19 protein-coding genes and 1 tRNA gene are annotated in these 24497 nt (G+C 63.0%); 9 read left to right on the top strand and 11 right to left on the bottom strand.

The window, feature by feature from the left end; translation table 11 throughout:
- Positions 1 to 7 precede the first annotated feature (7 nt).
- Entirely contained in the window at positions 8 to 568 is a 561-nt protein-coding gene (locus HGO92_RS14720) for a hypothetical protein (RefSeq protein ID WP_169996102.1), read from the top strand.
- A gap of 7 nt (positions 569 to 575) precedes the next feature.
- Here HGO92_RS14720 and metG read toward each other — a convergent pair whose 3' ends face one another.
- The 8 genes from metG to ilvD all read right to left on the bottom strand — a co-directional run bounded on the left by metG (position 576) and on the right by ilvD (position 13159).
- Positions 576 to 2135, bottom strand: coding sequence for a methionine--tRNA ligase (metG, locus tag HGO92_RS14715; protein WP_169996101.1), 1560 nt, complete (start codon positions 2133 to 2135; stop codon positions 576 to 578).
- A gap of 122 nt (positions 2136 to 2257) precedes the next feature.
- Positions 2258 to 2962: an ABC transporter ATP-binding protein gene (locus HGO92_RS14710; protein WP_169996099.1), complete on the bottom strand. Its 705-nt coding sequence runs from the start codon at positions 2960 to 2962 to the stop codon at positions 2258 to 2260.
- Positions 2959 to 5745 (bottom strand): ABC transporter permease, encoded by a 2787-nt coding sequence (locus HGO92_RS14705; RefSeq protein WP_346768970.1) that lies wholly within the window; start codon positions 5743 to 5745, stop codon positions 2959 to 2961. Before HGO92_RS14705 ends, HGO92_RS14710 begins: the two co-directional genes overlap by 4 nt.
- 134 nt (positions 5746 to 5879) lie before the next feature.
- Positions 5880 to 7469, bottom strand: a complete 1590-nt coding sequence (gene serA, locus HGO92_RS14700) for a phosphoglycerate dehydrogenase (protein WP_169996095.1) — start codon at positions 7467 to 7469, stop codon at positions 5880 to 5882.
- Between the two features lie 154 nt (positions 7470 to 7623).
- Complete coding sequence (ilvC, locus tag HGO92_RS14695; protein WP_074701972.1) at positions 7624 to 8649, bottom strand: ketol-acid reductoisomerase; 1026 nt, start codon at positions 8647 to 8649, stop codon at positions 7624 to 7626.
- A 36-nt stretch (positions 8650 to 8685) separates the two neighbouring features.
- A complete protein-coding gene (gene ilvN / locus HGO92_RS14690; protein ID WP_074701971.1) occupies positions 8686 to 9198 on the bottom strand; it encodes an acetolactate synthase small subunit in 513 nt (170 codons plus the stop codon).
- Between the two features lie 3 nt (positions 9199 to 9201).
- Positions 9202 to 11106 (bottom strand): acetolactate synthase large subunit, encoded by a 1905-nt coding sequence (locus tag HGO92_RS14685; RefSeq protein WP_169996093.1) that lies wholly within the window; start codon positions 11104 to 11106, stop codon positions 9202 to 9204.
- A 349-nt stretch (positions 11107 to 11455) separates the two neighbouring features.
- Positions 11456 to 13159 carry a dihydroxy-acid dehydratase gene (ilvD, locus tag HGO92_RS14680; protein WP_169996091.1) on the bottom strand — a complete coding sequence of 568 codons (1704 nt, stop codon included), beginning with the start codon at positions 13157 to 13159 and terminating at the stop codon, positions 11456 to 11458.
- Between the two features lie 88 nt (positions 13160 to 13247).
- Here ilvD and HGO92_RS14675 point away from each other — a divergent pair, with 88 nt between their 5' ends.
- Positions 13248 to 13691: a hypothetical protein gene (locus HGO92_RS14675; protein ID WP_169996089.1), complete on the top strand. Its 444-nt coding sequence runs from the start codon at positions 13248 to 13250 to the stop codon at positions 13689 to 13691.
- A 22-nt stretch (positions 13692 to 13713) separates the two neighbouring features.
- On the opposite strand, the gene HGO92_RS14670 is transcribed toward HGO92_RS14675, so the two are convergent.
- Positions 13714 to 14664 (bottom strand): 2-hydroxyacid dehydrogenase, encoded by a 951-nt coding sequence (locus HGO92_RS14670; RefSeq protein WP_169996087.1) that lies wholly within the window; start codon positions 14662 to 14664, stop codon positions 13714 to 13716.
- Positions 14665 to 14806: 142 nt separating this feature from the next.
- Between HGO92_RS14670 and HGO92_RS14665 the strand changes: the two genes are divergently transcribed.
- The 3 genes from HGO92_RS14665 (at position 14807) to HGO92_RS14655 (ending at position 16812) form a co-directional block, all read left to right on the top strand.
- Positions 14807 to 15520: a hypothetical protein gene (locus HGO92_RS14665; RefSeq protein WP_169996085.1), complete on the top strand. Its 714-nt coding sequence runs from the start codon at positions 14807 to 14809 to the stop codon at positions 15518 to 15520.
- A gap of 196 nt (positions 15521 to 15716) precedes the next feature.
- Positions 15717 to 16628, top strand: coding sequence for a PQQ-dependent sugar dehydrogenase (locus tag HGO92_RS14660; protein ID WP_240974654.1), 912 nt, complete (start codon positions 15717 to 15719; stop codon positions 16626 to 16628).
- A 111-nt stretch (positions 16629 to 16739) separates the two neighbouring features.
- Positions 16740 to 16812: transfer RNA gene (locus tag HGO92_RS14655), tRNA-Lys, on the top strand.
- An 800-nt stretch (positions 16813 to 17612) separates the two neighbouring features.
- Here the strand turns inward: HGO92_RS14655 and HGO92_RS14650 are convergent.
- Both HGO92_RS14650 and HGO92_RS14645 read right to left on the bottom strand, forming a co-directional pair.
- Complete coding sequence (locus HGO92_RS14650; protein ID WP_169996081.1) at positions 17613 to 18278, bottom strand: recombinase family protein; 666 nt, start codon at positions 18276 to 18278, stop codon at positions 17613 to 17615.
- A gap of 1500 nt (positions 18279 to 19778) precedes the next feature.
- Positions 19779 to 20105, bottom strand: coding sequence for a hypothetical protein (locus HGO92_RS14645; RefSeq protein WP_169996079.1), 327 nt, complete (start codon positions 20103 to 20105; stop codon positions 19779 to 19781).
- Positions 20106 to 20403: 298 nt separating this feature from the next.
- Between HGO92_RS14645 and HGO92_RS14640 the strand changes: the two genes are divergently transcribed.
- From HGO92_RS14640 to HGO92_RS14625, 4 genes are all read left to right on the top strand, one after another.
- On the top strand, positions 20404 to 23211 hold the full coding sequence (locus tag HGO92_RS14640) for a hypothetical protein (protein WP_169996077.1): 2808 nt from the start codon (positions 20404 to 20406) through the stop codon (positions 23209 to 23211).
- Positions 23212 to 23501: 290 nt separating this feature from the next.
- A complete protein-coding gene (locus HGO92_RS14635) occupies positions 23502 to 23705 on the top strand; it encodes a cold-shock protein (protein WP_169996075.1) in 204 nt (67 codons plus the stop codon).
- Between the two features lie 159 nt (positions 23706 to 23864).
- Complete coding sequence (locus tag HGO92_RS14630) at positions 23865 to 24260, top strand: hypothetical protein (RefSeq protein WP_169996072.1); 396 nt, start codon at positions 23865 to 23867, stop codon at positions 24258 to 24260.
- Entirely contained in the window at positions 24194 to 24418 is a 225-nt protein-coding gene (locus HGO92_RS14625) for an antitoxin Xre/MbcA/ParS toxin-binding domain-containing protein (protein ID WP_169996070.1), read from the top strand. Before HGO92_RS14630 ends, HGO92_RS14625 begins: the two co-directional genes overlap by 67 nt.
- Positions 24419 to 24497: the final 79 nt, after the last annotated feature.

The raw sequence follows: 24497 nt of genomic DNA, 5'->3' as shown, positions 1-24497 counted from the left end.
AGCAAGCATGCTGATGACCGACGATCGGGAGGAACACACGATGGACCAGGACCACAAACAGCCGGGCCGAATGGACGATGACGAATTTGCCGCCTACTTGGACGATCATCTGCTGGGCGCCAAGACCGGAATCAAGCTCTTCGGCTCAGCCCGGGAATCCTGGGCCGGTACCGAGTTCGAGGCGGACCTCCAGCGGCTGCGCAATGAGGTCATTGCCGAACGCCGCGAGGTCAAGGAGCTGATGGGACAGTTCGGCTATCGGCGGAGCACCTTCAAGAAAGTCGCTGCGGCCGGCGGCGCCGTGGTGGCCAAGATCAATCCGCTCAATCCGCTGCGCATGGGCGGCGGCGCCGGAGCGCAGCTGGAACTGGAAACGCTCCAGTCCGCGCTCCGCGGCAAGGAATGCCTCTGGCGGACCCTGATCGTGCTCGCCGAAGCGGAGCCACGGCTCGATGCCCAGCGTTTCCGGCAGTTGCTGGACCAGACCCACCGCCAGCTGGACACGATGGCCCGCATCATGGAGCGGACGGCCAAGGACCGCTTCCTGGCCAGGCGGGAAGCCTCCTAAGCCGCCGCTATTCGGCCGGCTCTTCGTATTTCGGGAAGATCGGTGTAGGCGCCGGTAATTCCGTACCCGGCACCAAAGCCTTGGCGATGGCGGCAAAGGCGCGGGCGCCGTCGTCGTTCTGTCCCAGCACGTCAAGCAGCTTGGCTGCCGATCCAGGCATCACCGGCTGGACCAGGATGGAGACGATCCGCAGCACCTCCAGGGTCACGTAGAGCACGGTGTTCATCCGCTCCACGTCGGTCTTGCGCAGCACCCAGGGGGCCTGCTCGGCGAAGTAGGCGTTGGTATCGCCCAGCACGGTCCAGATTGCTTCGAGGGATGCGTGGAAATCCTGTAGCTCGTAGGCCGCGCGGGACTTCTCCAGCAGCCGCTCGGCCTGCGCCAGGAGTTCGTGGTCTTCGGCGGCGAGTGTGCCGGGCTGCGGGACCCTGCCCTCGCAGTTCTTGGCCACCATGGACAGGGAGCGCTGGGCCAGGTTGCCCAGGTTGTTCGCCAGATCCGCGTTCATCCGGCCGACGATGGCTTCGTGGCTGTAGGAGCCGTCCGCGCCGAACGGCACTTCGCGCAGCAGGAAGAAGCGCATCTGGTCCAGGCCGTACTGCTCCACCCAGTCCGACGGCGCAATCACGTTGCCGAGTGACTTGGACATCTTCACGCCCTGGTTGTACAGGTGGCCGTGGATCATCACGCGCTTGGGCAGTTCCAGCCCGGCGGACATCAGGAACGCCGGCCAGTAGATGGCGTGGAAGCGGGAGATGTCCTTGCCGATCACGTGCACGTCGGCCGGCCACCACTTGCGGAACGCTTCCGCCTCGGTGTCCGGGAAGCCGACGCCGGTGAGGTAGTTGGTCAGCGCGTCCACCCACACGTACATCACGTGCTTGGGGTTGCCCGGCACCGGAACACCCCAGTCGAAGGTGGTGCGGGAGATGGACAGGTCCGTCAGGCCGTGCTTGACGAAGCTGATCACCTCATTGAAGCGGGTGCGGGGCGCGGCGAATTCCGGCTGGTCTTCGTAAAGCTTGAGCAGCTTGTCCTGGTAGGCCGTCAGCCGGAAGAAGTAGGACTCTTCTTCGGTCCAGGTGACTTCGGTATCGGTCTGGGTCGAGTAGCGCTTGCCGTCCTCGCGGACCCCGGTCTCGTCTTCGCCGTAGTAGGCCTCGTCGCGGACGGAGTACCAGCCCTCGTACTTATCGAGGTAGATGTCCCCGGCCTCTTCCATCCGCTTCCAGATGGCCTGCGCGGCGGTGTAGTGGTCTTCGTCCGTGGTGCGGATGAAGCGGTCGTAGCTGATGCCCAGGCCGTCCTGGGTTATCTGGAAGACGTCCGAGTTGCGCTTGGCCAGGGCCAGCGGGGTGATGCCTTCCTTCTCCGCGGTGTGGAGCATCTTCTGCCCGTGCTCGTCCGTTCCGGTCAGGAAGTAGACGTCGTAGCCGTCCAGCCGCTTGAACCGCGCCATGGCATCAGTGGCAATGAATTCGTAGGCATGCCCGATGTGGGGCACACCGTTGGGGTAAGAAATTGCCGTGGTGATGTAGTACGGAGGCTTGTCAGCAGAAGAGGTCACCTATAGAAATTACCGCGTGTGCTCGGCGCTTGTCGAAAGCGGCCGGCCGCCGCCGTGTTCGTGACAACGACGGCGGCACCCGGCTCATCCGGTTACGGCGTCTTCGGCGGTGGTTGCCCGCCTCAGTACATGTGGGTGCGGCTGTCCGCCACCTTGATCAGTTCCTGGTCGTGGGACGCGACCAGGACCGCGATCCCGTCCTTGGTGGTGTCCTTGAGGATGCCGATGATCTGGTTGGCATGCTCGCGGTCCAGGCTGGCCGTCGGCTCATCCACCACGAGCACACGCGTGCCCAGGATCAGCGCGCGCGCAATCGCCACCCGCTGCCGTTCGCCGCCGGACAACTGCGCCGGGTAATGCCGCATCCGGCGCCCCAGCCCCACCAGGTCCAGCAGGTCCTTGGCCATCTCGGTTTTCGCTTCGACCTGCTTGTCCGGCACCGCGGGCAGCAGCACGTTTTCAAGCGCGCTCATCCCGTCGATCAGCGCCCCGCCCTGGTCCACGTACCCGATGAGGGCACGGCGACGGTCGGAGATTTCGTCGTCGTCCATCTCATCGAGCGAGTCGCCCTGCCAGAACACCTCTCCCGACGTCGGCAGCGTCAGGCCGGCCGCCACGGTCAGGATGCTGGTCTTGCCCGAGCCGCTTCGTCCGGCCAGGCAGTGCATGTTCCCCGCCTCGAGGCCAAGGTCGAAGTCCTCCGCGACCACCAGCGGCTCGCCGCCGCCGCCGTCGTAGCGGATGGTGATGCCACGCAGCTCCAGCGGCATGGCATGGTCCGCGGTACGCCCGATTTTCTCGGCGCGCGTCTGCGGTTGTTCAATCATTTCCGTGTCCTTGTCATCAGGATGAACCAGAGAATCACTGCCAGCACGCCGGCGGCCACTGCACGCAGCGCGGCATGCGGCGCCACGGCGAGGGAAACGCCGACGGCACCGAGGACGGCCAGCGGCAGGGCCATCACCGCCAGCAGCCCCGCTTCACTGCGCCGCAGCGAGAGCAGCAGCGTGGGAGTCCAGCCCATCGCCTCGAGAATGTCCCATTGCTCGCGTTTGCGGGCCAGGTCGAAACGGCCGGTCATCAGCGTCAGTACCAGTGCCGTCACCACGCCGAGCACCGCCAGCGCGATGTTCACGCCGCCGGTCTGGCTGAGCGCCAGCGAGCCGAGCGCCGTGCTGCCGGCCGCCCGCGGGAGGTCAAGGATGACCGCCGCCAGCGCGCCCGCCGCCGCACCGAGCACACCCACGCCCACAACAACAGCTCCGGCGTTGAACCGGTTGGTGTTCACCTGCCGCACGGCGAATTTCAGCGGCGTATCGACCATCGGCGCTGTGCCCGACGACGACGGCGCATCCCCGGCCGGCGGGACCGGCTTCAGCAAGGCTGAGGAGATGAAGGACGCGGCGACATAGACCATGAGTACGACGCCGGAAACCACCAGCGTGGTCAGCGTGCGGCTGAAGACGTTGACCACTACCGCCACCGCCAGCAGCGCCGCGGCGCCGACGAGCAGTTCGGCCAGGAACCAGGACCGGATCCTGGGCCGCGTCCAGCCCATCGCGCGCAGCGTTACCGCTTCGGTACGGCGCGAGCGGGTGAACGCCACCGTGCTCGCTGCGGTCAGCAGCGCGGCCCCGCCCAGGGTCAGGAAGAGCAGTGCCGAGCTGGCCTGGCCCAGTGAGCTCTGGACCGCAGAGGCAGCGCCCTGGCGGACCCAGGACTGGCTGACCGTGCCCAGGTCGGTGACCGTTCCATCGGCTTCCTGGTGGTACTCGGGCACGTAGATGGAAACGTCCTCGCGGGCGGAGCCGGCAACAACCTGGACATCCAGGCCCAGGTCGCCGATGGCGCCGGCGACGGCATCGATGTTCGGTGCGGCGTCGGCCCAGCTGCCGGCGGCATCCACCCGGACGCGGACGGCGTCGATCACCGGATCCGTGTCCGAGGTCCCGCGCACGGCGGCCAGCCCGTTGAAGTCCGTGATGGCGCCGGCGGACTGCACTGCCAGGCCGGCACCGCTGAGGCCCGGCTTGAGCTCGGTGTCCTCGACGTCGTTGCCTTCGGCATCCTCCGTCAGGGTCACCGGTGCCGGGTCGTAGCCGCCCAGCGGCAGGTAGTTCACGTCGCCGGCAGCATCGCGCACGGCATCGGCGCTGAAGGTGCCATAGACAAACGGAAGGGGTGCGGCGGCGTCGGCCGGGTCATCGAGGCTGGTCCGGTAGGACTGCTCCTTGACCGGCTCCCGCTGGCTCTGGTCCGGTTCCAGCTGCCACTGCAGCGTCTTTTCCGGCAGCTCGTTCACGGTGACCCAGCCCTGTGGGGTGACCGTCTGGTCCACGCCGCCATCGGGGTTGGCTTCGCCGGCCACGTACTCGGGGGTGGAGAGGAAGTCGGTGGTCCATTCGGCCGGCTGGTGCAGACCCGCGACAACCTGGACTCCGCCGGAGCCCAGCAGGTAGTTGTAGTCCTCGCCTCCGGGCCAGCGCAGCTGGAAGGGCTTGGAGGACGCAAACGGGAGGTACTCCTCCCCCAACTCCTTGCTGACGGTACCGACCTGCGCAACGGTATTGCCGGCGTCGTCAATCTCTTCGATGTCAACGGAGTACGTCAGATCCAGATCGGTGCCGGAGCGGACCACCAGCGGGATCACCTTCGAATCCTCGGTGAGTGTTCCCGCTTCCACCGCCGAGCGGTACTGGGTCAGGAACGGGCTCCAGAACCTGAAAGGATGCCCGTCGATCTCGGCTGATTCGGTGCCTTCGGCAAAAAGACCTGGCGTCATCTGCTGCGAAAACTTGTCGCCCAGTTCCATGGCGCTGCGGCCGGACGGCGCAGGAGCCTTGGCCAGGGGCGCGAGGAAGCCGCCGGCCTCGCCCAGCAGTGCCTGCTCCGCGGCGGGATCAACGGCAACAACGGTCTCGGTGATCTGGGGCAGCATCGGCAGGGCAATGGTGAGGTCGAAATCGCCGTGGGCACTGCCGCCGGCGGGATCCGGGAACTTGATGCCCGTCTCCCCCTCCGGGGCCACGGTACGCAGGCTGGTGCCGCCGGGAACCTTCAGTTCCTCCAGCTGGGCCTGGCCGAGCGAGCCCTCCGCCGCGGTTTCGAACAGGACCGTATCGCTGACGCCGTTGGAGGTGACGGCCTTGGCCGTGATCCGGTAGTTCTTCGGTTCCTCGCTGAGCACGGAATCCGGCTCAGGCCATTCCTCGGCCGGCACGGCGTCGGTGATGTTCTGCTGTTCGAGGTAGCCTTCGATGTTTTCGTTGTAGCCCACGTAGTCCGTGGCCTTCAGCTGGGGAAACTCGACGTCCTGGACCACTTTGGAGACCAGGCTGATCGGGGCGGCGACGCCGACATCGGCGAGGCCGCGGATCTGCCCGAGCTGTTCCTGGGTGATGCCGCCGGTACCGGAAACGTAGTCCGGCTGTTTCAGCGTGTCCGTGTCCGGGCCCTTGCCTTCGGGCAGCACCAGGATGTCGTAGAGTCCCCGGGAGTTGGTATCCACTACTTGTCCCAAGGAGGACTGGGCGCGGTCCTGGATGAACACCGATAGCAGCATGGCCGCGACCAGGACCACTACCGTGACTACGAGCGAGCGGCTACGCAAGAATCGTGCTGCTGCGTTCAACTGGATTCCCCCACATAAGGACTTGACGGTACGAAAAAGAGAGGAGACAAGCGCAAAGGCCCGTTGAGCCGAAGCGAAAGCCAACTGCTGAACGGGCCTGCACTACAACTGGCTTAGTCCTGCAGGTCGACTTCCCGGGCCAGCGTGGCACCGATGGTCTGGCGCAGTTGCTCCAGGACGCCCTGCGGCACCGAGCTGTCCACGGCCAGCAGTGCCAGGGCCTGCTTGCTGTCTTCGTTGCGGGATACCTGCATGCCGGCGATGTTGATGTTGTGATTGCCGAGCAGCTGGCCGAGGGTGCCGATGACGCCGGGGCGGTCTTCGTACGTGAAAACCAGCAGGTGCTCGCTGATCGGGATTTCCACTTCGTAGCCGTTGACGCCCACGAGCTTCTGGATCTGCTTCGGCCCGGTCAGCGTGCCGGAGACAGAAATCCGGCTGCCGTCGGAGAGCGCGCCGCGGACGGTCAGGACGTTCCGGTACTCCTCGGACTCGGTGGTGGTGATCAAGCGGGTGCTGATCCCGCGCTGTTCGGCCAGCACCGGCGCGTTGACATAGGAAACCTGTTCCGAGACCACGTCCTTGAAGACACCCTTCAACGCGGCCAGCTCCAGGGCCTTCACATCCAGTTCGGCGATTTCGCCGGCTACCTCGACGTCGATCTGGGTGACGGAGTCGTGCGTCAGCGCAGTGAAGATGCGACCGATCTTCTCGATCAGCGGGATGCCCGGCCGGACCTCGGGAGCAATGACGCCGCCGGCAACGTTGACGGCGTCGGGAACGAGCTCACCGGCGAGGGCCAGTCGCACGGACCTGGCCACGGAGACGCCGGCCTTTTCCTGTGCCTCCTCCGTGGAAGCGCCCAGGTGCGGGGTGACCACGACGTTGTCGAGGGCGAAGAACGGCAGGTCGGTGCTGGGCTCCTTGACGAAGACATCAATGGCAGCGCCGGCGATCTTGCCTTCCTTGAGGGCGGTGTACAGCTCGTCCTCGTCGATCAGACCGCCGCGGGCAACGTTGACAATGTAGGCCGAAGCCTTCATCTTCTCGAAGGCCTCGGCACCGATCATGCCGATGGTTTCGGGCGTCTTGGGCATGTGGATTGAGATGAAGTCGGACTGCTCGAGCAGTTCGTCCAGGCTCACCAGCTGGACGCCGAGCTGGGCAGCACGTGCGCTCGTGACGTACGGGTCGTAAGCGAGAATCTGGGTTTCGAAGGCCTGCAGGCGCGCAGCGATCAGGGCGCCGATCCGGCCTAGGCCGATGATGCCGACCTTCTTTTCGTAGAGCTCGGCACCGGTGTACTTCGAGCGCTTCCACTCGCCATTCTTCAGGGCAGCGTTGGCGGCCGGAATGTGGCGTGCCAGCGAGAGGATATGCCCGACGGTCAGCTCCGCCGCGGAGACAATGTTCGACGTCGGCGCGTTGACCACCATGACGCCCGCCTGCGTCGCCGCCTTGATGTCCACGTTGTCCAGGCCGACGCCCGCGCGGGCGATGACCTTCAGGTTCTTGGCTGCAGCGATGGCTTCCGCGTCCACCTTGGTGGCGGAACGGACCAGGATGGCGTCAACGTCGGCAATGGCGGAGAGCAGCTGGGAGCGGTCTGCCCCGTCTGTCTGGCGGATCTCGAAGTCGGGACCCAGTGCCTCGACGGTGGCTGGCGACAGTTCTTCGGCAAGGAGAACTACAGGTTTTTCCACAGGGGTGTTCCTTCGCTGCGTTGCATGGTGGGGTGAGTACAGTCTAAGACCGACAAGGGGGCCGGACGCGCATTGTTAACAATACCAATGTGCGCCCGGCCCCCTTGCCGGTTCATTCAGGTGTGCGTGCGGCGCGGAACGTCGCGTGCGTTCCTTAGCGGGCTACGGAGCCCTCGGTGTAGTCATCGTTGGTCTTGATCCACGAGAACAGCTTGCGCAGTTCGCGGCCGGTGGCCTCGATCGGGTGGTCTTCGCCCTTCTTGCGCAACGCGGCGAATTCCGGCGCGCCGGCATCCTGGTCGTCGATGAAACGCTTGGCGAAGGCTCCGGACTGGATGTCGGCCAGCACGGCCTTCATGTTTTCCTTCACGTGCTCGTCGATGACGCGCGGCCCGGAGACGTAGTCGCCGTACTCTGCGGTGTCCGAAACGGACCAGCGCTGCTTGGCGATGCCGCCTTCAACCATCAGGTCCACGATGAGCTTGAGCTCGTGCAGTACCTCGAAGTAAGCAACCTCCGGCTTGTAGCCGGCCTCGGTCAGGGTTTCGAAGCCGTACTGGATCAGCTGGGAAGCACCGCCGCAGAGCACAGCCTGCTCGCCGAATAGGTCGGTCTCGGTCTCTTCGGTGAAGGTGGTTTCGATGACGCCCGCACGGGTGCCGCCGATGGCCTTCGCGTAGGACAGTGCCAGTTCCTTGGCCTTGCCGGAGGCGTTCTGCTCCACGGCGATCAGGTCCGGCACGCCGCGGCCTGCTTCGAATTCGCGGCGGACAATGTGGCCCGGTCCCTTGGGAGCAACGAGGGCAACGTCGACGTCGGCCGGCGGCTTGATGTAGCCGTAGCGGATGTTGAAGCCGTGACCGAAGAACAGGGCGTCGCCGGACTGCAGGTTCGGTGCGATGTCCTCGGCGTAGACGTGGCGCTGGACCTGGTCCGGGGTCAGCACCATGATCAGGTCGGCTTCGGCGACGGCCTCGGCAACGCCGAGCACGCGCAGGCCCTCGGCCTCAGCCTTCTCGCGGGACTTGGAACCTTCCTTGAGTCCGACGCGGACATCCACGCCCGAGTCGCGCAGGCTCAGCGCGTGGGCATGGCCCTGGCTGCCGTAACCGATGACGGCAACGGTGCGTCCCTGGATGATCGAGAGGTCGGCGTCGTCGTCGTAGTAGAGCTCAGTCACTTGTATTTCTCCTGTTTGAGGTTTCTTGATAAGGGTCTAGGCGGAACGCAGGGCGCGGTCGCTCATGGACCGGGAGCCGCGGCCGATGGCCAACGTTCCTGATTGAACAATTTCGCGGATGCCAAACGGCTCAAGCACCGACAGCAGTGCGTTGAGCTTTTCGGCGGTGCCAGTGGCTTCCAGGACCAACGAGTCGGTAGACACGTCGACCACGGAAGCGCGGAATAGATCTGCTGCCTGGGTTACTTGCAGCCGAGTCGCGGCATCCGCACGAACCTTGACCAAGATGTGGTCGCGTTGCACGGAGGATTCGGGAACCAGCTCGACAATCTTGATGACATTGATGAGCTTGTTCAGTTGCTTGGTGACCTGCTCCAGCAGATCACCTTCAGCTTCAACCACCACGGTGATGCGGGAGAACCCGGACGTTTCCGTGGGGCCTACGGCCAAAGAATGGATGTTGAACGCCCGGCGGGCAAAGAGGCTGGCGACGCGGGTCAGGACACCCGGAACGTCTTCAACCAGTACTGAAAGGGTATGGCGTGCCATTGACTAGTCCTCTTCTTCCCATTCCGGGGTCATGTCGCGGGCGATCTGGATCAGGTCGTTGCTGACGCCCGAGGGCACCATCGGCCAGACCATCGCGTTCGGGCTGACAACGAAGTCGATCACCACCGGACGGTCGTTGATTTCCAGCGCCTGCTTGATCGTCGCGTCGATGTCCTCGGCGCGTTCGCAGCGCAGGCCGACACAGCCGTAGGCATCGGCCATCTTGACGAAGTCCGGGATCCGGACCGTCTCGTGGCCGGTGTGCAGGTCAGTGTTGGAGTAGCGGCCGTCGTAGAACAGCGTCTGCCACTGCCGGACCATGCCGAGCGAGGAGTTGTTGATGACAGCAACCTTGATCGGGATGTTGTTCAGGGCGCAGGTGGCCAGCTCCTGGTTGGTCATCTGGAAGCAGCCGTCGCCGTCGATCGACCAGACCACCCGGTCCGGGTTGCCGACCTTGGCGCCCATGGCGGCAGGCACGGAGTAGCCCATGGTGCCCAGGCCGCCCGAGTTCAGCCAGGCCCGCGGCCGCTCGTACTTGATGAACTGGGCGCTCCACATCTGGTGCTGGCCCACGCCGGCAACGTACACGCCCTCCGGACCGGTGAGCTCCCCGATGCGCTCGATGACCTGCTGCGGCGCCATCAGGCCATCGTCGGGCTCGGTGAAGCCCAACGGGTAGGTGTTCTTGAGCCGGTTCAGCTGGGTCCACCACTCGGTCAGATCCGGGGCCCCTTCGGCGGCAAAGCGTTCCCGGCAGGCCTGCGCGAGCTCCGGAATGATCTCCTTGACCGAACCGACGATCGGCACATCGGCGGTACGGTTCTTCGAGATTTCGGCCGGGTCGATGTCGGCGTGGATGACCTTGGCGTCCGGGGCAAAAGTGCTCAGGACACCGGTCACGCGGTCATCAAACCGGGCGCCCAAGGTGATGAGCAGATCCGACTGCTGCAGCGCCGTGACGGCCGAGACCGCGCCGTGCATGCCCGGCATGCCGACGTGCTGCGGGTGGGAATCCGGGAAAACGCCGCGGGCCATCAGCGTGGTGGCAACCGGTGCGCCGACCAGTTCCGCCAGTTCGAGCAGCTCCGGGGACGCCTGGGCCTTGAGCACGCCGCCGCCGACGTAGAAGACGGGACGTTCCGCGGCGGCAATCAGCTTGGCTGCCTCGCGGACCTGCTTGGAGTGTCCTCGGACCACCGTGCGGTAGCCGGGAATGTCGATCTTCGGCGGCCACGAGAACGTCATCTTGGCCTGCTGGGCATCCTTGGGGATGTCTACCAGGACGGGGCCCGGACGGCCAGTGGTGGCAATGTGGAACGCCTCGGCCAGCACCCGCGGAATGTCTTCCGGGTTCGTGACCAGGTAGGAGTGCTTGGTGATCGGCATGGTGATGCCGACAATGTCCGCTTCCTGGAAGGCGTCCGAACCGATAACGCTGGTGGCTACCTGGCCGGTAATCGCCACCATCGGGACGGAGTCCATGTGGGCGTCCGCGATGGCCGTCACCAGGTTGGTGGCGCCGGGGCCGGACGTAGCGATGCAGACGCCTGCCTTGCCGGTGACCATGGCATAGCCTTGGGCGGCATGGCCTGCTCCCTGTTCATGGCGGACCAGGATGTGGTTAATCTTGGTCGAGTCCATGAGCGGGTCGTAGGTGGGGAGGATGGCCCCGCCCGGCAACCCGAAGACGTCATCGACGCCCAGTTCTTCCAGTGAACGGACAACGGCTTGTGAGCCGGTCATTTCTGTGGGCGGCACGATGTTGTTGGGCCCCTGAACGGGGTTGACCGCATCCACGACGGAAGAGACAGAAGCAGCGACATCTTTGTTCTTGACAGCGTCGCCGGCCGCGGCCGGCGCTTTTTGGGCCATCAGCGAGGGGCTGATTGGCGATCCCTTACTCATCGGATTTCCTTTGCGGATCTTCTGTAATTTCGGATGTGCCTGCCGGTTCCCTATAGCGGGACCGGCTCTGTTCTCTTCTGCAAATAAAAAAACCCCGTCGAGCCGGTTGGCTCCGATGGGGTTTCGCGCGTGACGTGGTCTTACCAGCCGGGGCTTACGCCACGCGCTTGATAAGGACGACCACGGATACGTTCTGCATGACTTCAGTGTTCTACCACACAGATATCAGTGTCAACCGGAGACAACGTTGTCTCATTATACGGACATTTCTGTCCAGTTAGTGGACTCTAACCGGGTCCACCGGAAGGCGGACGACGGCGGGTGGTTCCCCGCCGCCGTCGTTCTTCGGTTAGCCGCAGTATGCGCCGGTGGAGGCCGAGTGCACCAGCTTGGCGTACTTGGCCAGAACGCCGGTGGTGAACTTGGCCGGCAGCGGCTCCCAGCCGATCTTGCGGCCTTCGAGCTCGGCCTCGTCGACCAGCAGGTCGAAGCTGCGCGCGGCAATGTCCACGCGGATCCGGTCGCCGTCCTTGACGAACGCGATCGGACCGCCATCCACCGCTTCCGGCGCCACGTGGCCAATGCACAGACCGGTGGTGCCGCCGGAGAAGCGACCGTCTGTCAGCAGGAGGACATCCTTGCCCAGACCAGCACCCTTGATGGCGCCGGTGATAGCCAGCATTTCGCGCATGCCCGGACCGCCCTTGGGACCCTCGTAGCGGATAACGACGACGTCGCCCGCCTTGATTTCGCCGCGGTCCAGCGCTTCGAGCGCACCCTGCTCGCGTTCGAAGACACGGGCTGTGCCTTCGAAAACGTCGGCGTCGAAGCCGGCGCTCTTGACGACGGCGCCTTCCGGAGCCATGGAACCGTGCAGGACCGTGATGCCGCCGGTCTTGTGGATCGGGTTGTCTAGGGCGCGCAGGATCTTACCGTCCAGGTCCGGCGGATTGATCTCGGCCAGGTTCTCGGCAACGGTCTTGCCCGTCACGGTCAGGCAGTCGCCATGCAGCAGGCCGGCGTCCAGCAGGGCCTTCATGATGACCGGCACGCCGCCCATCTTGTCCACGTCGAACATGACGTAGCGGCCGAAAGGCTTCAAATCGCCCAGGTGCGGGATCTTGTCGCCGATGCGGTTGAAGTCCTCGAGCGTCAGGTCCACCTGAGCTTCGCGGGCGATCGCCAGCAGGTGCAACACGGCATTGGTGGAGCCGCCGAAGGCCATGGTGACGGCGATGGCGTTCTCGAAGGCCTTCTTGGTCATGATGTCGCGCGCGGTGATGCCCAGTCGCAGCAGGTTGACCACGGCCTCGCCGGACTGGCGGGCGAACATGTCGCGGCGGCGGTCGGCCGAGGGCGGGGCGGCGGAGCCGGGCAGGGACATGCCGAGGGCTTCGCCGATGCAGGCCATGGTGTTGGCGGTGTACATGCCGCCGCAGGCGCCTTCGCCCGGGCAGATCGCCCGCTCGATGGCGTCCAGGTCCTTCAGGCTCATCTTGCCGGCAGCGCAGGCTCCGACGGCCTCGAAGGCGTCGATCAGCGTGACTTCCTTCTCCGAGCCGTCCTCCAGCTTGGCGAAGCCGGGCATGATCGAGCCCGCGTAGAGGAATACGCTGGCAAGGTCCAGGCGTGCGGCAGCCATCAGCATGCCCGGCAGAGACTTGTCGCAGCCGGCCAGCAGCACCGAGCCGTCGATTCGTTCGGCCTGCATCACCGTCTCCACCGAGTCGGCGATGACCTCGCGGGAAACCAGCGAGAAGTGCATTCCCTCGTGCCCCATCGAAATGCCGTCCGAAACGGAGATGGTGCCGAACTGCATCGGGAACCCGCCGCCGGAGTGGACGCCTTCCTTGGCGCCCTGGGCCAGCCGGTTCAGCGACAGGTTGCAGGGGGTGATTTCATTCCAGGAACTGGCAACGCCGATCTGCGGCTTGGCAAAATCGTCATCCCCCATTCCCACTGCTCGGAACATTCCGCGTGCCGGGGCTGCGTGAATGCCGTCGGTGACTACCCGGCTACGGGGCTTGATATCAGGAGTTACGTCCGCGCTCATGACTTCGATTCTATGACCAGCCCCGGTGCCCCCATGACCATGTGACACGGGGGCGCAACACAACGGCGTGGTTCCCTAGGATGGAAACATGCACTCCACCACGCCCACCAGCGACGAACTCAAGGACATCCTGAGCGGCATTTTCGACGCCCAGATCCCCAACCACGGCGACTACAATCTGGTTTTTGGCAGTGTAGGGGCGGACCGGACAACCCAGTCTCCGACGGTTTCGAGGAAAGGCCGGTATTACGTCATCGGCTATCGCTGGCGCCCGCAGGAGCTGATCATCGCCCCGTTCAACGGGCCCACGCTCACGGCGGGAAGCACCCCGGTGGCGATCAACATGACCAATCTCTCCCACGCCCTCCAGCTGGCGGAGGGTGACTACGAAGTAGGCACGAGCACAGGGAAAACCTTCCGGTTCACCGTCCAGGGCCGTGGCCTGCTGCCGATTCCCGGGCACGTTATTGAGCAGGAAGAGGACGAAGCGGATTTCCGCAGCTTCATGGCCGGCCTGCTCGAAGTCGCTTGAGTACTCGAGGTCACCTGAGTACTTAGGCGAAGGGACCGGGCTGTACCAGGTTTTCCGGCAGCTCCCCTGCGGACAGCCGCTGCAGCTGGCCCTGCAGAAGCTTGACGATCCGGGGCCAGAACGCGGTGGTGTTGCCGCCCACGTGCGGGGCGATGATGATGTTTTCCGACTGCCAGAGCGGGTGGTCGCGCGGAATCGGTTCCGGGTCGAAAACATCGACGGCGGCTTTGAGCCTGCCACTGAGAACCTCGGCGGTCAGCGCTTCCGAATCGACCACCGCACCCCGGGCAACGTTGACCAGCAAGGCACCGTCGGGCATGGCGGCGAGGACTTCGGCGTCGATCAGCTGATGGGTGGAATCATTGAGCGGGGTGATGACGATCATCACGTCGCACTTTGTTGCCAGCGCGGTGAGTTCGTCCGCGCTGTGCACCTGGCCCTCGGCGTCGGTCCGGGCGGTGTTCCCCACGCGCGTGAGTTCAACCTCGAAAGGCTGGAGCCGCCTGGCTATTTCCTTTCCAATGCCACCGACCCCGACCAGCAGGACCCGGCTGTCGGCCAGGGACTGCCGCCGCACCGAATTCCACACCGCCCTGGGCTGATCCCGGACCATCTGGTCCACACCTCGCAGCGACGCCAACGTCAGCCCCACCGCCAGTTCCGCCGTGGCGGCTGCGTGGACACCGGCAGCACTGACCACGGCGACATCCGGCCCCACCAGCTCAGGCAGACCGTCATAGCCCGTTGACTGGGTGTGGACCAGCTTCAGCCTTGGCAGGTCCTTCAACGCGTCCCAGTCGGTGCCCGCGGCATACGGCAGGATTACCGCTTCGATTTCGGCGGCGGCAATCCCTTGCGGCGGCCCCTGCAGGTCCCACACTCCTGCCTGCAGTCCGGAAGGCAACGGCCCCACCGCCTCCAAGAGGGATGAATCCGGAAAGGTAATGGTGTTGATCAAAGTCTGCTGAGCCATGTTCGGAACTTTAGCCCGGCGGCCGCAGTGCTCCCAAAGCAGCCGGGCCTGCTGGCCCGACGCCTAGCTATGGACATGCTCTGGGGCGGGAACTAACGTACGCATCAGACGATCCACGCCGCCAACCGAAGAAGGTCCCGTCATGGAATGGTTCATCTGGGTACTGATTGTCGTCATCGTGGCTGCGTTGTTGTGGTGGCTTTTCACCCGGGGCTCCTCGGCAGGGCAGGTGCCGGCCTCGAGCGGACCGCTGGGCCACGCACCGACCAACATGGCGCACGGGCCCTCGGATGCGGCCGCCCAGGCCCCTACTGTCGGAAGGATGGGCGTGACAGAGGATGACCCGAAGCCGCGGCAAGGCAATGTAGCGCACCGCTCCGAACCGGCGGCCGGCGGCGTCGCGGCCGGTGCAGCTACGGGCGGTCTCATTGCCGGACATACCAATGAGACAGGCTTGAACGACAAGGGCTCCGAACCTATCGACGGCTGGACCGAGAGCGCCGCGGAAACAGCGCACTCCGAGCCCGCCGTCGAGGACAAATACATTGAAGACTCCGACGCCCCGGCGCCTACGCACGGCAAGCACGCTGCACCGGTGGAGCCGGATGCGCCAGCCGGTTCCTTCACCGGAGCCACCGGCGAGCAGGGAAAGGGTCGGTCTGCATCCCAGGCAAGCCCCGGTGTTCCGGAGACCGAGGCGGAACCGAAGCCACAGGAACGCGGCAGCACCGCGGACAGCCAGGATCCGCTTTACGATGAAACGCAGTGGCCTTCGCACGACGGCGAAACCGTCATCGAGCCGCGGGTGGACAAGGTTGAGGACAACGACGACGACCGCGGCACGAATGCGACCTAGGCCGCTGCCCCCCACTGGCATCTCCGGAGGGCGCGGCGGGCGCCGCAAGAGTATTCTTCGGCGCGGCCGGCTCCCAGCCACCGCTGCGCTCTTGGCGCTTGGCTTGGCGGCTTGCACCGGTCCGTCCGATAACCCCGCCCCAGGCACCGGGAGCACCTCGTCATCAGGCGGCCGGGTCACAACGGCAGCTACGGACTTGGAGACGCCCTGGTCCATCGCAGTGCTGCCGGATGGGAGTGCGCTCATTTCGGAAAACGACACCGGGCTGATCAAACACGTCAGGGACGGACGCACCGTGGCTTCCGTGCCAATTGACTCCCCGCTCGAAACAACGGGAGAGGGCGGCCTGATGGGTCTCGCCATCGGCCCGGACTTCGCCGAAAACCAGCGCCTCTTTGTCTATCTGACGTCCCCTCAGGACAACCGGGTCATCAGCTACCGCTGGAACGAGGGCACCCTCTCGGACATGCGCGATGTTGTCACCGGGATCCCCAAATCGCGGATCCACAACGGCGGACGGCTGGAGTTCGGCCCGGACGGCTACCTCTATGTCTCCACCGGCGACGCGAGCAATTCCGAAACGGCGCAGAACCTGGATTCCCTGGGCGGCAAGATTCTCCGGGTCACTATCGACGGGGAGCCGGCCCCGGGCAATCCCTTCCCGGACAGTCCCGTATACAGCTATGGGCACAGAAACGTCCAAGGCATGGATTGGGATTCGCAGGGCCGCATGTGGGCCACCGAATTCGGCCCCACCGAGGACGACGAGCTCAACCTCATCGAGCCGGGACAGAACTACGGCTGGCCCGCCGTTACCGGCGCCCCTGGAGACGAAAGGTTTGTGGACGCCGTCGTGGTTTGGTCTTCGACGGCGGAGGCCTCCCCCAGCGGCATGGCTATTGTGGAGGATGTGGCCTGGATAGCGGCCCTGCGGGGCGAACGGCTGTGGCGCGTAGAACTGACCGAGGAAGGCGCGGGAGAACCTACGGCGCTCCTAACGGACAAGTACGGCAGGCTCCGCGACGTGGCGCTCTCTCCCGAAGGCGACCTATGGGTACTGACAAACGGGGGCGATCCGGACCGCATGTTGGCCGTTTCTGTGAAGTAGCCAACAATCCCCCGCTGGATTTCGCATTCACCAAAAAGTCCTGCTAGAGTTACATGTCGTTGCGAGGGAGAGAACGGAAACAAAAAGGTCCGAAACTCTTCCGAACACACTGCACCTCTAGCTCAACTGGCAGAGCAATTGACTCTTAATCAATGGGTTCCGGGTTCGAGTCCCGGGGGGTGCACTAGAAAACCCCGTCTGACTAGGCAAAACGCTTGAGCAGGCGGGGTTTTACTTTGGCCTGAATCCACAAAAGGGCTATTTACGGGATATTTATTTTCCGCCGGCGCTCAGCTACCGCCCTAACGACCAGCCGTCCGCCTCGGTCAAGCCACTGAGCCATTCAATGTATTTACCCCTCATCGGGAGACCGCGAAGTGCTGCGCCGGCGTGGCCAGCCACTCAAAGAGACCCTCGAACAACGATGCCCGACTCGTGGTGAAACAGAGAGATGGCCTTCATCAGGAAAATGTCGGACAATAGTCGCCCTTCCGCGGTGAAAGACGGGTAGACAGCCCATATGCGCTACGATTCATTCTTCAGTTCGGTAATGCTCGTTATGGGGGTGGTTTCCCGCCAGGTTAAGACGCCATCTTCACGCACGTCCAGCCAAAAGCGCGCGCTCTCCCCCACTCTTAAAGTATCCAGAAACACAAGACGCAGTGGCTCGCCGTCGCGACGGAGCCCCCTTGCTGGGTCCAAAGCAAATCCGGGATGTTGATCGTGTTCGAATGGAAGCCGAGTCAGCGTACGACTGGGAGGCCTCAGATCCAGTAAATAAGCAGTACCCGCAGCGGAAGTCATTCGATACGTAGCCGTGTCATGGTCAGTAACTTCGTATACATCGAACATGCATGTCCAATCTGAGTTGATTCTGGTACCACGGCTGCCGTTAGAGATATGCCATCACTCGGGCCAGTTGTTGTGTTCGGCGACTCTGGCACCAGCGCTAATCGGAAAGGTGCGATGCACCCTCGGAGGCCATCACTGTTCACGGGGCGGCATACTGCGCCTCCTCGCCGCATATTTGGACCCATCCTTGCCTGGGCGCACCGGGGCATCTTCTTCCATGGGCTCATTCCCATAAGTTTTCAAGTACCGGTACATCGTTGACTTAGACCACCCGACGGTCTTGGCCGCCAAGTTAGCGGGCTTACCGGCAGCCATCATCCGCCTTGCGGTGGCGACACGTTCTTTAGCGATCGCTTCGTCCAGGGGGGATGGCCCGAATCGAACCCCACGCTTCTGTGCGGCGATCACGCCAGCGCGCACCCGCTCGTTTATCAGTTCCCGCTCATATTCGGCGAGAGTAGCCATCATCGCCAGCTGCATTCTGCCCTGTGGCGAAGTAGGATCGACGCTGTCCATGATCGAGTGCAGTCGCACACCCCGCTCGACTAACTCATTGACAGTGTTCAGGACATCGACCACCGATCGGCCAATCCGGTCCAGACGCCAAAAGTAGACATCGTCATCACTTCGGACATACTGCAACAGCTCCTGCATTCCAGGCCGATCCTTTGCCTCCTTCGCACCGGAGAGCTCGTCGATAAAGATCTTGTCTGCTGCGACGCCGGCCTGGATGAGGGCATCTACCTGCATACTGGCGTCCTGGTCGGTCCTACTAGTACGCGCGTAACCGAGTTTCACTGCGATCTCCTCTAATCGGTATCGTCTCCGGCATCTTCAAGGGAACGTGATACAGGAATAGTGAACCATCTTGCTAAGACACTTTTGGCCTTGGAACTCCCGGATCGGGCCACCGGAGAGAACCTATCTGACCTAAAGTTCACGAAACTGCAAGGGAAGCCGCGGCTATCCCAGGGCATCCTCCAAGCTCGCCTCCACACCATCCAGCCTGTCGTTATTGACGAAGGCCAGTATTCTCTGCCACTGGCGGCCAGGGTCAGTGCCCGCCCGACGGCAGCCAGCCGACTTGCTCACGTCATGGCTCTGCGGGCTGGTGGTTAGCCCTTAGCCGATGCAACTGCCGTCAAGACTCGACGGATCGCGATGTCTGCCCCGGCGTCACCCTGAATCCGGTCGACCGTCCTTGACCGACGGCATACCGCCGGTCAAGGACGGAATCTGTCGCATTTGACGGCCCCAACGGTGTACCGGCAGCGGCCCGTTGCACCGGGGCCACCTATGCGACCTGAAACCGCAGGACAGAACTAAAGATAGTAACCGTATGTAAACCGGTGATTGGAGCCCATTTACGCTTCTGCGTTCACTTGCAGCAGGTGTACAAACAGGTGGCCCGGGTGGCACTAAACACTTATATCTCTCTCTTAACCTCTAGAAATAGAGAGAGATAAGGGGAAGACGGTTGTCTTACGGGTCGGCTTATTCCTCGGCACGGGGTTGTCCGAGGTTGCCCAGCCAGTATGCGACCTGCTGGACCATGCCAGAGTGCCCCGGGTCACCGCAGTGGCAAGGGAATCCAACGTTACTCGCTGCAGAAGCACCTAGATGCTGCACGCGCTGCCGCTTTCACGAGCATTTCGCCTTGCCGCTTCGAGGAGTTTTCCGACCGGTCCGATGGCTGGTCTTCCCGACAACGGGCTGAGCAGTCATTAGCTCACTGTGAATTGGGCAGTTGGAACGGCAGCCGGCGCAATACGAAATAGGCGAAGCATCAGGACGATTCCGCTTCAAGCCTCGCCATCAGCGGCAGGGTCCACATCGTGTCGTTGACGGAAGAATCCGCGGCGTCCCCTCGCTTGCCTGCATAGGCACTGGGCGACGCAACTGCTCGCGGTTCGTTCCACGGACGGAGGACGATGTTTCCAAATCAAGATGATCGATTGTCTGTAGCTGGCCGGTTTCTGGCCGACTTCCAACGGAAGGGTCGAACTGCGGCAGCAGAATCCTATCTTCGGATGAGTGGCACCACACGCCTGGCACTAGTCGACGGGCTCGTTGCCCTGCTACTGAATCAGCAGAAAGGAAGTCCGGAGATCATGCCCAGCGAGGGACAGGATTCATGCGGGCCTCGTCAGGTGGGATCAGTTAGGGCAGCCAGTGAAGACGCCATTTTCTGGGGGATGGTTTCGAGGGAATTCCCAGGAGGCGTGAGTTCCTGATCCTGGTATGAGGAGATTCGTCGGCCGCAGGTGAACGCTCAAAACGACCTCGGGGCAGCCGACATCAGAAGAGCTTGCCCTCCGCACTGTGGTTCAGCCCCATCCGATGGGGCTTTTTCTCCTCCGCTAATGCACGTTTTCTGGCCAGCAAAGACTTTTTGTCACCGATACCGACTCCTTCATGCATAGGGCGGATCAGAGACCAGAGATGAAGGGAATCGTCGTGGAACCGAATGACCAACTCATTACACCCGCTGAACTCGCGAACAGACTCGGCGTCAGCGAAAGGAGCGTGCGGGAAAAGTGCTATCGGCGACTTTGGAGGCACACACGGCTCGATGCTCGAACGATCCGGTTCGCGCCAAGCGACGTAGCCGAGATCCTCGCCCAAGCCCGCACGCCTGCATCTTCAGAACCTATTGAAGCATAAGCACCCACTGGCGGCTCATACAGTTGCCACTGACACAAGAACGGACAAAAGAATGAATGTGGCGAATCATTCCGCGCTGCGAACAGGGCCTGCATTTCCCGGTTCCATTCTCGAGGCTGCGCAGAACGCTTTCTTTCCTACGGAAGTACCGCGATGGACTTCGGATGACTATCGAGAATCCCTCCATGGCCCGGCGGCCAGATGGCTTTCGTCGTCAAGCATCGCTCCCCTCGTTGTACACGCGCGTGGATATGCGGTCATGGATGCAGCTACGACTTCCGATCGACTGAAAGAAGCCGGGGTCAAACTTTCAACGACACTAGGCAAGGCCTGGAAGAAGCAGTTCCAGAAGCGTGACGGGCTCTTTATTCCGTGGCATTCGCTGGCCAGCCTCCGGGACTCCCTCCACAAAGGGAATCGTCCTAACCATGCCGAAAGTTTCGTCATCTGCTCGCCCGAACACCTCGGCGAACCGGAACGCCACAACTTCACGATGAAGGTGGGCGGTTCATTGGGCGTACACCCCTCAACACCCAAGTCCTGGATCGAAAAAGCGAATGTCGCCGTCTGTGTGCCTTCTCCTATGGCCGCAGACGCCTGGCTGACGCAATCCCTTTTCAATTCAGGCATCAGCCGTGACGAACTGGCCCGATCCGGCCAGAACTCGGCGCGGAGACTCACGGACATTATGGAAATGGTTCCCTTTGAAGATCGGGTGCTGGTCCTGTCCACGGATGCCTTGGCATTGCACCGGCCCTCGCTGCCGGATGACCTGGCCGGTGCAGAACTTCCGTCTGAGGTCCTGCTCGTCTTCGACCCGCAGCACGCTTCCCTCGCTAAGTCTCATCAAGAGGCATCCACTGTCTGGGAGGCCCTGGAACACAACCCGTCGGTGTCGACCCCGAGGGCGCTTTTTCTGCCGCCGCTTGCGGGCCGGTCACTCTTTCCAGACGGAAACCTTCGTTCTCTCCTGGGATCGGGTGCCCGCTTGGACGAACTGATTTCCGCTTCCGTACTCGAGATGCCGACAGCACCAAGCAGCAATGAAGAGACCAAGCCAGGAGCATGGCGTATCAGCGAGGACGGGTTGAGGACTGAACAATTCGTGCAATCGGCCAGGAGCGATGAAGCACCTACCCTGCGCTGGGAAGAACGAATTCCGCTCGGCGGCCGCATCACCAAGCTCCTCACGCGGCGGCGGCCCACGGCACGTGAGCTGAAGACTGGCTGCATGGAGGCCGCCGCCAACGGCAAGGTATTCGTTGATGTGGAAGTGAACTGGGAGTACCGCGGATCGCCGGAGGAAACCTGTCAGGTAACCGGCCCCAAGGAAATTCTGCACTACCAGCCGGTTGATTGGATCCGCCATGGAGCGGTGATACCGACTGAGCTGCTGATGCATCCGAATTGGCCCCCCAGGCATCAACACGCAGAGGGTTTCCTTCAGGCAGTTAAAGTACATCGTCGGGACGAACGTAGGGATTCGATGGTTTGGCAGCAAATGGGATGGGTGCCTACAGCCCACGGTCTGCCCGCGTTCATAGCAGGCGAACAGGTAATTCCGGCGCATGAGGACGTTACGTCCGAAATCAAGACACCGAGCCCAGAGACTTCACTCAGGTATGGTTTCGGAGAGATCAGCGAGCTCAACTGGAAAGACGCAGCTGATGTGGAGCAGGTTAGAAAGGACTTCCGCACGATTCTGGATACCTATGTCCGTTCGGAAGCGTGGAGCGACCCGGCAGCGGCAGCGGTCATACTAGCCGCTGCACTCCGCCCCTGCCTGCCGCTCCGGCCAAAGACCTCCATCTATATCTGGGGCCCTAAAGGACGCGGCAAGACCTTCAGTGCGGAAACGGCCATGTACTTCTGGGCACGCGACAAGTCGGCTTGGATCGATATGCCTCCCGGCTCCGCCGGTGACACTCTCGCATACACCGAAAAGGTCCTGTCCAGCGTTCCCATCTGGGTCATTGATGATCTTGCTCCTTCCGCGTCTAGGGACGCTGCACAAAACAAAAGTGCACACCTCGAAGACACGATCCGAAACGTGTTCAACAATGCTGCGAAGGGTCGCTCCGACCGAGATGCACAGGCGCAAGAGCGGAACTTTCCCATTGCTCAGCTCATCATCACAGGCGAGAACCAATTGACGACGCCTAGTGCACGTGAGAGAACTATTCCTGTCCACATTGGTACTGGAAGCCTTCACCCCGATCACAAGAGGACGGCTGCCATCACCGAACTGGCTGTGTCCGATGGAACTCAGGCCAGATTCACTTCCCACCTAATTTCCTACATCCGCCATCTTGCGTCGACCGACAGCCGCTTCTCCAGTGGCCCAGGCAGTGGCATGACGTCATGGGAGAGAATGCGCTCGTGGCTGGGCGAAGAACTGAGGAGGCACCAGAAGGCTGCTGTTGAATGCAGCTCGACAGTCGGCATGGCCGCTGCGGATCGCGCCGGTAAGCTCGCAGGTGATCTCTCGGTGGTCTACGCTTTGCTTGACGATATGGCACAGTACGTAAATCTCGGCGACGAATACCGAAAAATTCTGGACTTCGAGACGGGACTGCCGCAGAGGATTCGCTCGCTGACTGTGTCAACTGCCGCAGACCATGCGAAAGCAAGTCCGGGCCAGGCACTTGCACAAGCCCTTGCCTCTGCGCTTGCAGCCGGGTACTGTCACCTGATCGACGGGACTGATCCCACCAAAGCTCCCGAGAATTGGCATGCACTCGGCTGGACCGTCGGCCACGACGAACACCCTATGCCCAAAGGAATCTGCGTCGGCAGCATCTACGTGCATGAGGGTCGAACCGTTGCCTTGTTCGACCCCATAAGTGCATTCAAGATCGCTGAGGAAAAGTTTCCTGCCCTCATTCCTCCTGGCCAAAAAGGACCCAGCTCGTGGAGGTCGATGTGGGATGAAGGCCTGATGGCCCCCAATACGACCAGGCAGAAGGACCTCAACACTGCTCGACTGCTGAGCATTAAGGAACGCCCCTCAGGAGTGCCCGTGGCGATCGACCTACTGCTGAACGGCGGTGAGCCTCTGGAGCCTTGATCAGGTGGCACTGCTATCGCGTCATCCCCACCCGTTACAGAGCAGGATTTCCACTAGGCAACGGCACCGGCAACGGGTGGAGTCCTCAGTTCCGGAGGTGCCCCGGATCATGAACTGCCTAGGCGGCCGGGGGGCGGGCGCCGCTTCAGCGCAGTGCCCGGCGAGTAAAAGCGAAATCAGCTGGCGCTTCATGCTTGCCGCGGGACCCCGTTCCCGCCTAGCGTTTCACCTAGGCAGCGGGAACGGTGTTTGCATATGGAACACGCAAAGCAGGCCTAGAAGGAAGCAACATGGCAACTGGCACTGTGAAATGGTTCAACTCGGAAAAGGGCTTCGGCTTCATCGCCCCGGATAACGGAGGCGAGGACGTCTTCGCGCACTACTCCGGCATCACCGGCGGCGGCTACAAATCCCTCGAAGACGGCCAGAAGGTCGAATTCGAAACAACCCAGGGACAGAAGGGCCTGCAGGCGGTCGACATCCGCCCTCTCTAAGGACAAACAGGTGCCCGGGCGCAGCAGTCAGCTCCGCTCGGGCACCCTTATGCCCGGACGTGTACGAACAGCCGCAGCCCCCGCCGCAAACCGCCCGACTATTCGCCTGCCGTTTCCTGAACTAGCCTGAAAATGCGGGAAGCACAGGAAGGAGCGGCCGTGAACACCGAAATCCACCACCGGGAAGAACCGCTGCGAGCCAATTCAGCCGCGCTGCAGGATGCACTGGACAGCGCGCTCGTGAACCTGCACCGCAGCATGGACGCCATCCGCCCCGCCCTCGCCTCCCTCCCTCTGCCAGTCAGCCCACAAGTCATGGCCGGCATGCAGTCGACGGAAAACGCGTGGCGCGCAATTGAGGCCGAGTTCGCCATGCTCACCGGAAGCCAGGTCGGCGAACTGCTCGGTTCCCGCGCTACCGGACGCAGCTCCTACGCATCAGATAAACGGAAGGCCGGCCAGCTCATCGGTGTCCGCGCCGCAACGCAGTGGTCTACCCGGGCTTCCAGTTCGACCAGGACGCCGGCCGGATCCGGGAAGCCATCCCCGGGCTGATCGCCGTCATCCGAGAGTACGGGCGCACCGACGAAGACCTCGCCCAGTGGATGTGCGACCCCAGCGGCTATCTGGACGGTGGCCGCCCTGCCGACTATCTGGATGAACCCGAGCGGGTGCTGGCCGCAACTGAAGCCCACTACGGGATTGAGTGGTGAGCTTGATGATGCACAGTGCTGGCTATTACTTCCGTGGCACCAGGCTGCCATCCTGGAGCCGTCCTTAGCGTTAATTGGG

It is taken from the genome of Crystallibacter degradans, assembly GCF_012952295.1.
GTDB classification, from domain to species: domain Bacteria; phylum Actinomycetota; class Actinomycetes; order Actinomycetales; family Micrococcaceae; genus Crystallibacter; species Crystallibacter degradans.
Note: the sequence above shows the minus strand (reverse complement) of the source record. Positions and strands in the feature narration are given on the sequence as shown.

Bases quoted from the DNA above. Each gene is read 5' to 3' on its own strand.
- ilvN (WP_074701971.1), bottom strand. From the start codon at position 9,198: ATGGCACGCCATACCCTTTCAGTACTGGTTGAAGACGTTCCGGGTGTC.
- HGO92_RS14685 (WP_169996093.1), bottom strand. From the start codon at position 11,106: ATGAGTAAGGGATCGCCAATCAGCCCCTCGCTGATGGCCCAAAAAGCG.
- HGO92_RS14635 (WP_169996075.1), top strand. From the start codon at position 23,502: ATGGCAACTGGCACTGTGAAATGGTTCAACTCGGAAAAGGGCTTCGGC.
- HGO92_RS14640 (WP_169996077.1), top strand. From the start codon at position 20,404: ATGGATGCAGCTACGACTTCCGATCGACTGAAAGAAGCCGGGGTCAAA.
- HGO92_RS14720 (WP_169996102.1), top strand. From the start codon at position 8: ATGCTGATGACCGACGATCGGGAGGAACACACGATGGACCAGGACCAC.
- HGO92_RS14710 (WP_169996099.1), bottom strand. From the start codon at position 2,962: ATGATTGAACAACCGCAGACGCGCGCCGAGAAAATCGGGCGTACCGCG.
- HGO92_RS14665 (WP_169996085.1), top strand. From the start codon at position 14,807: ATGGAATGGTTCATCTGGGTACTGATTGTCGTCATCGTGGCTGCGTTG.
- ilvD (WP_169996091.1), bottom strand. From the start codon at position 13,159: ATGAGCGCGGACGTAACTCCTGATATCAAGCCCCGTAGCCGGGTAGTC.
- HGO92_RS14675 (WP_169996089.1), top strand. From the start codon at position 13,248: ATGCACTCCACCACGCCCACCAGCGACGAACTCAAGGACATCCTGAGC.
- HGO92_RS14670 (WP_169996087.1), bottom strand. From the start codon at position 14,664: ATGGCTCAGCAGACTTTGATCAACACCATTACCTTTCCGGATTCATCC.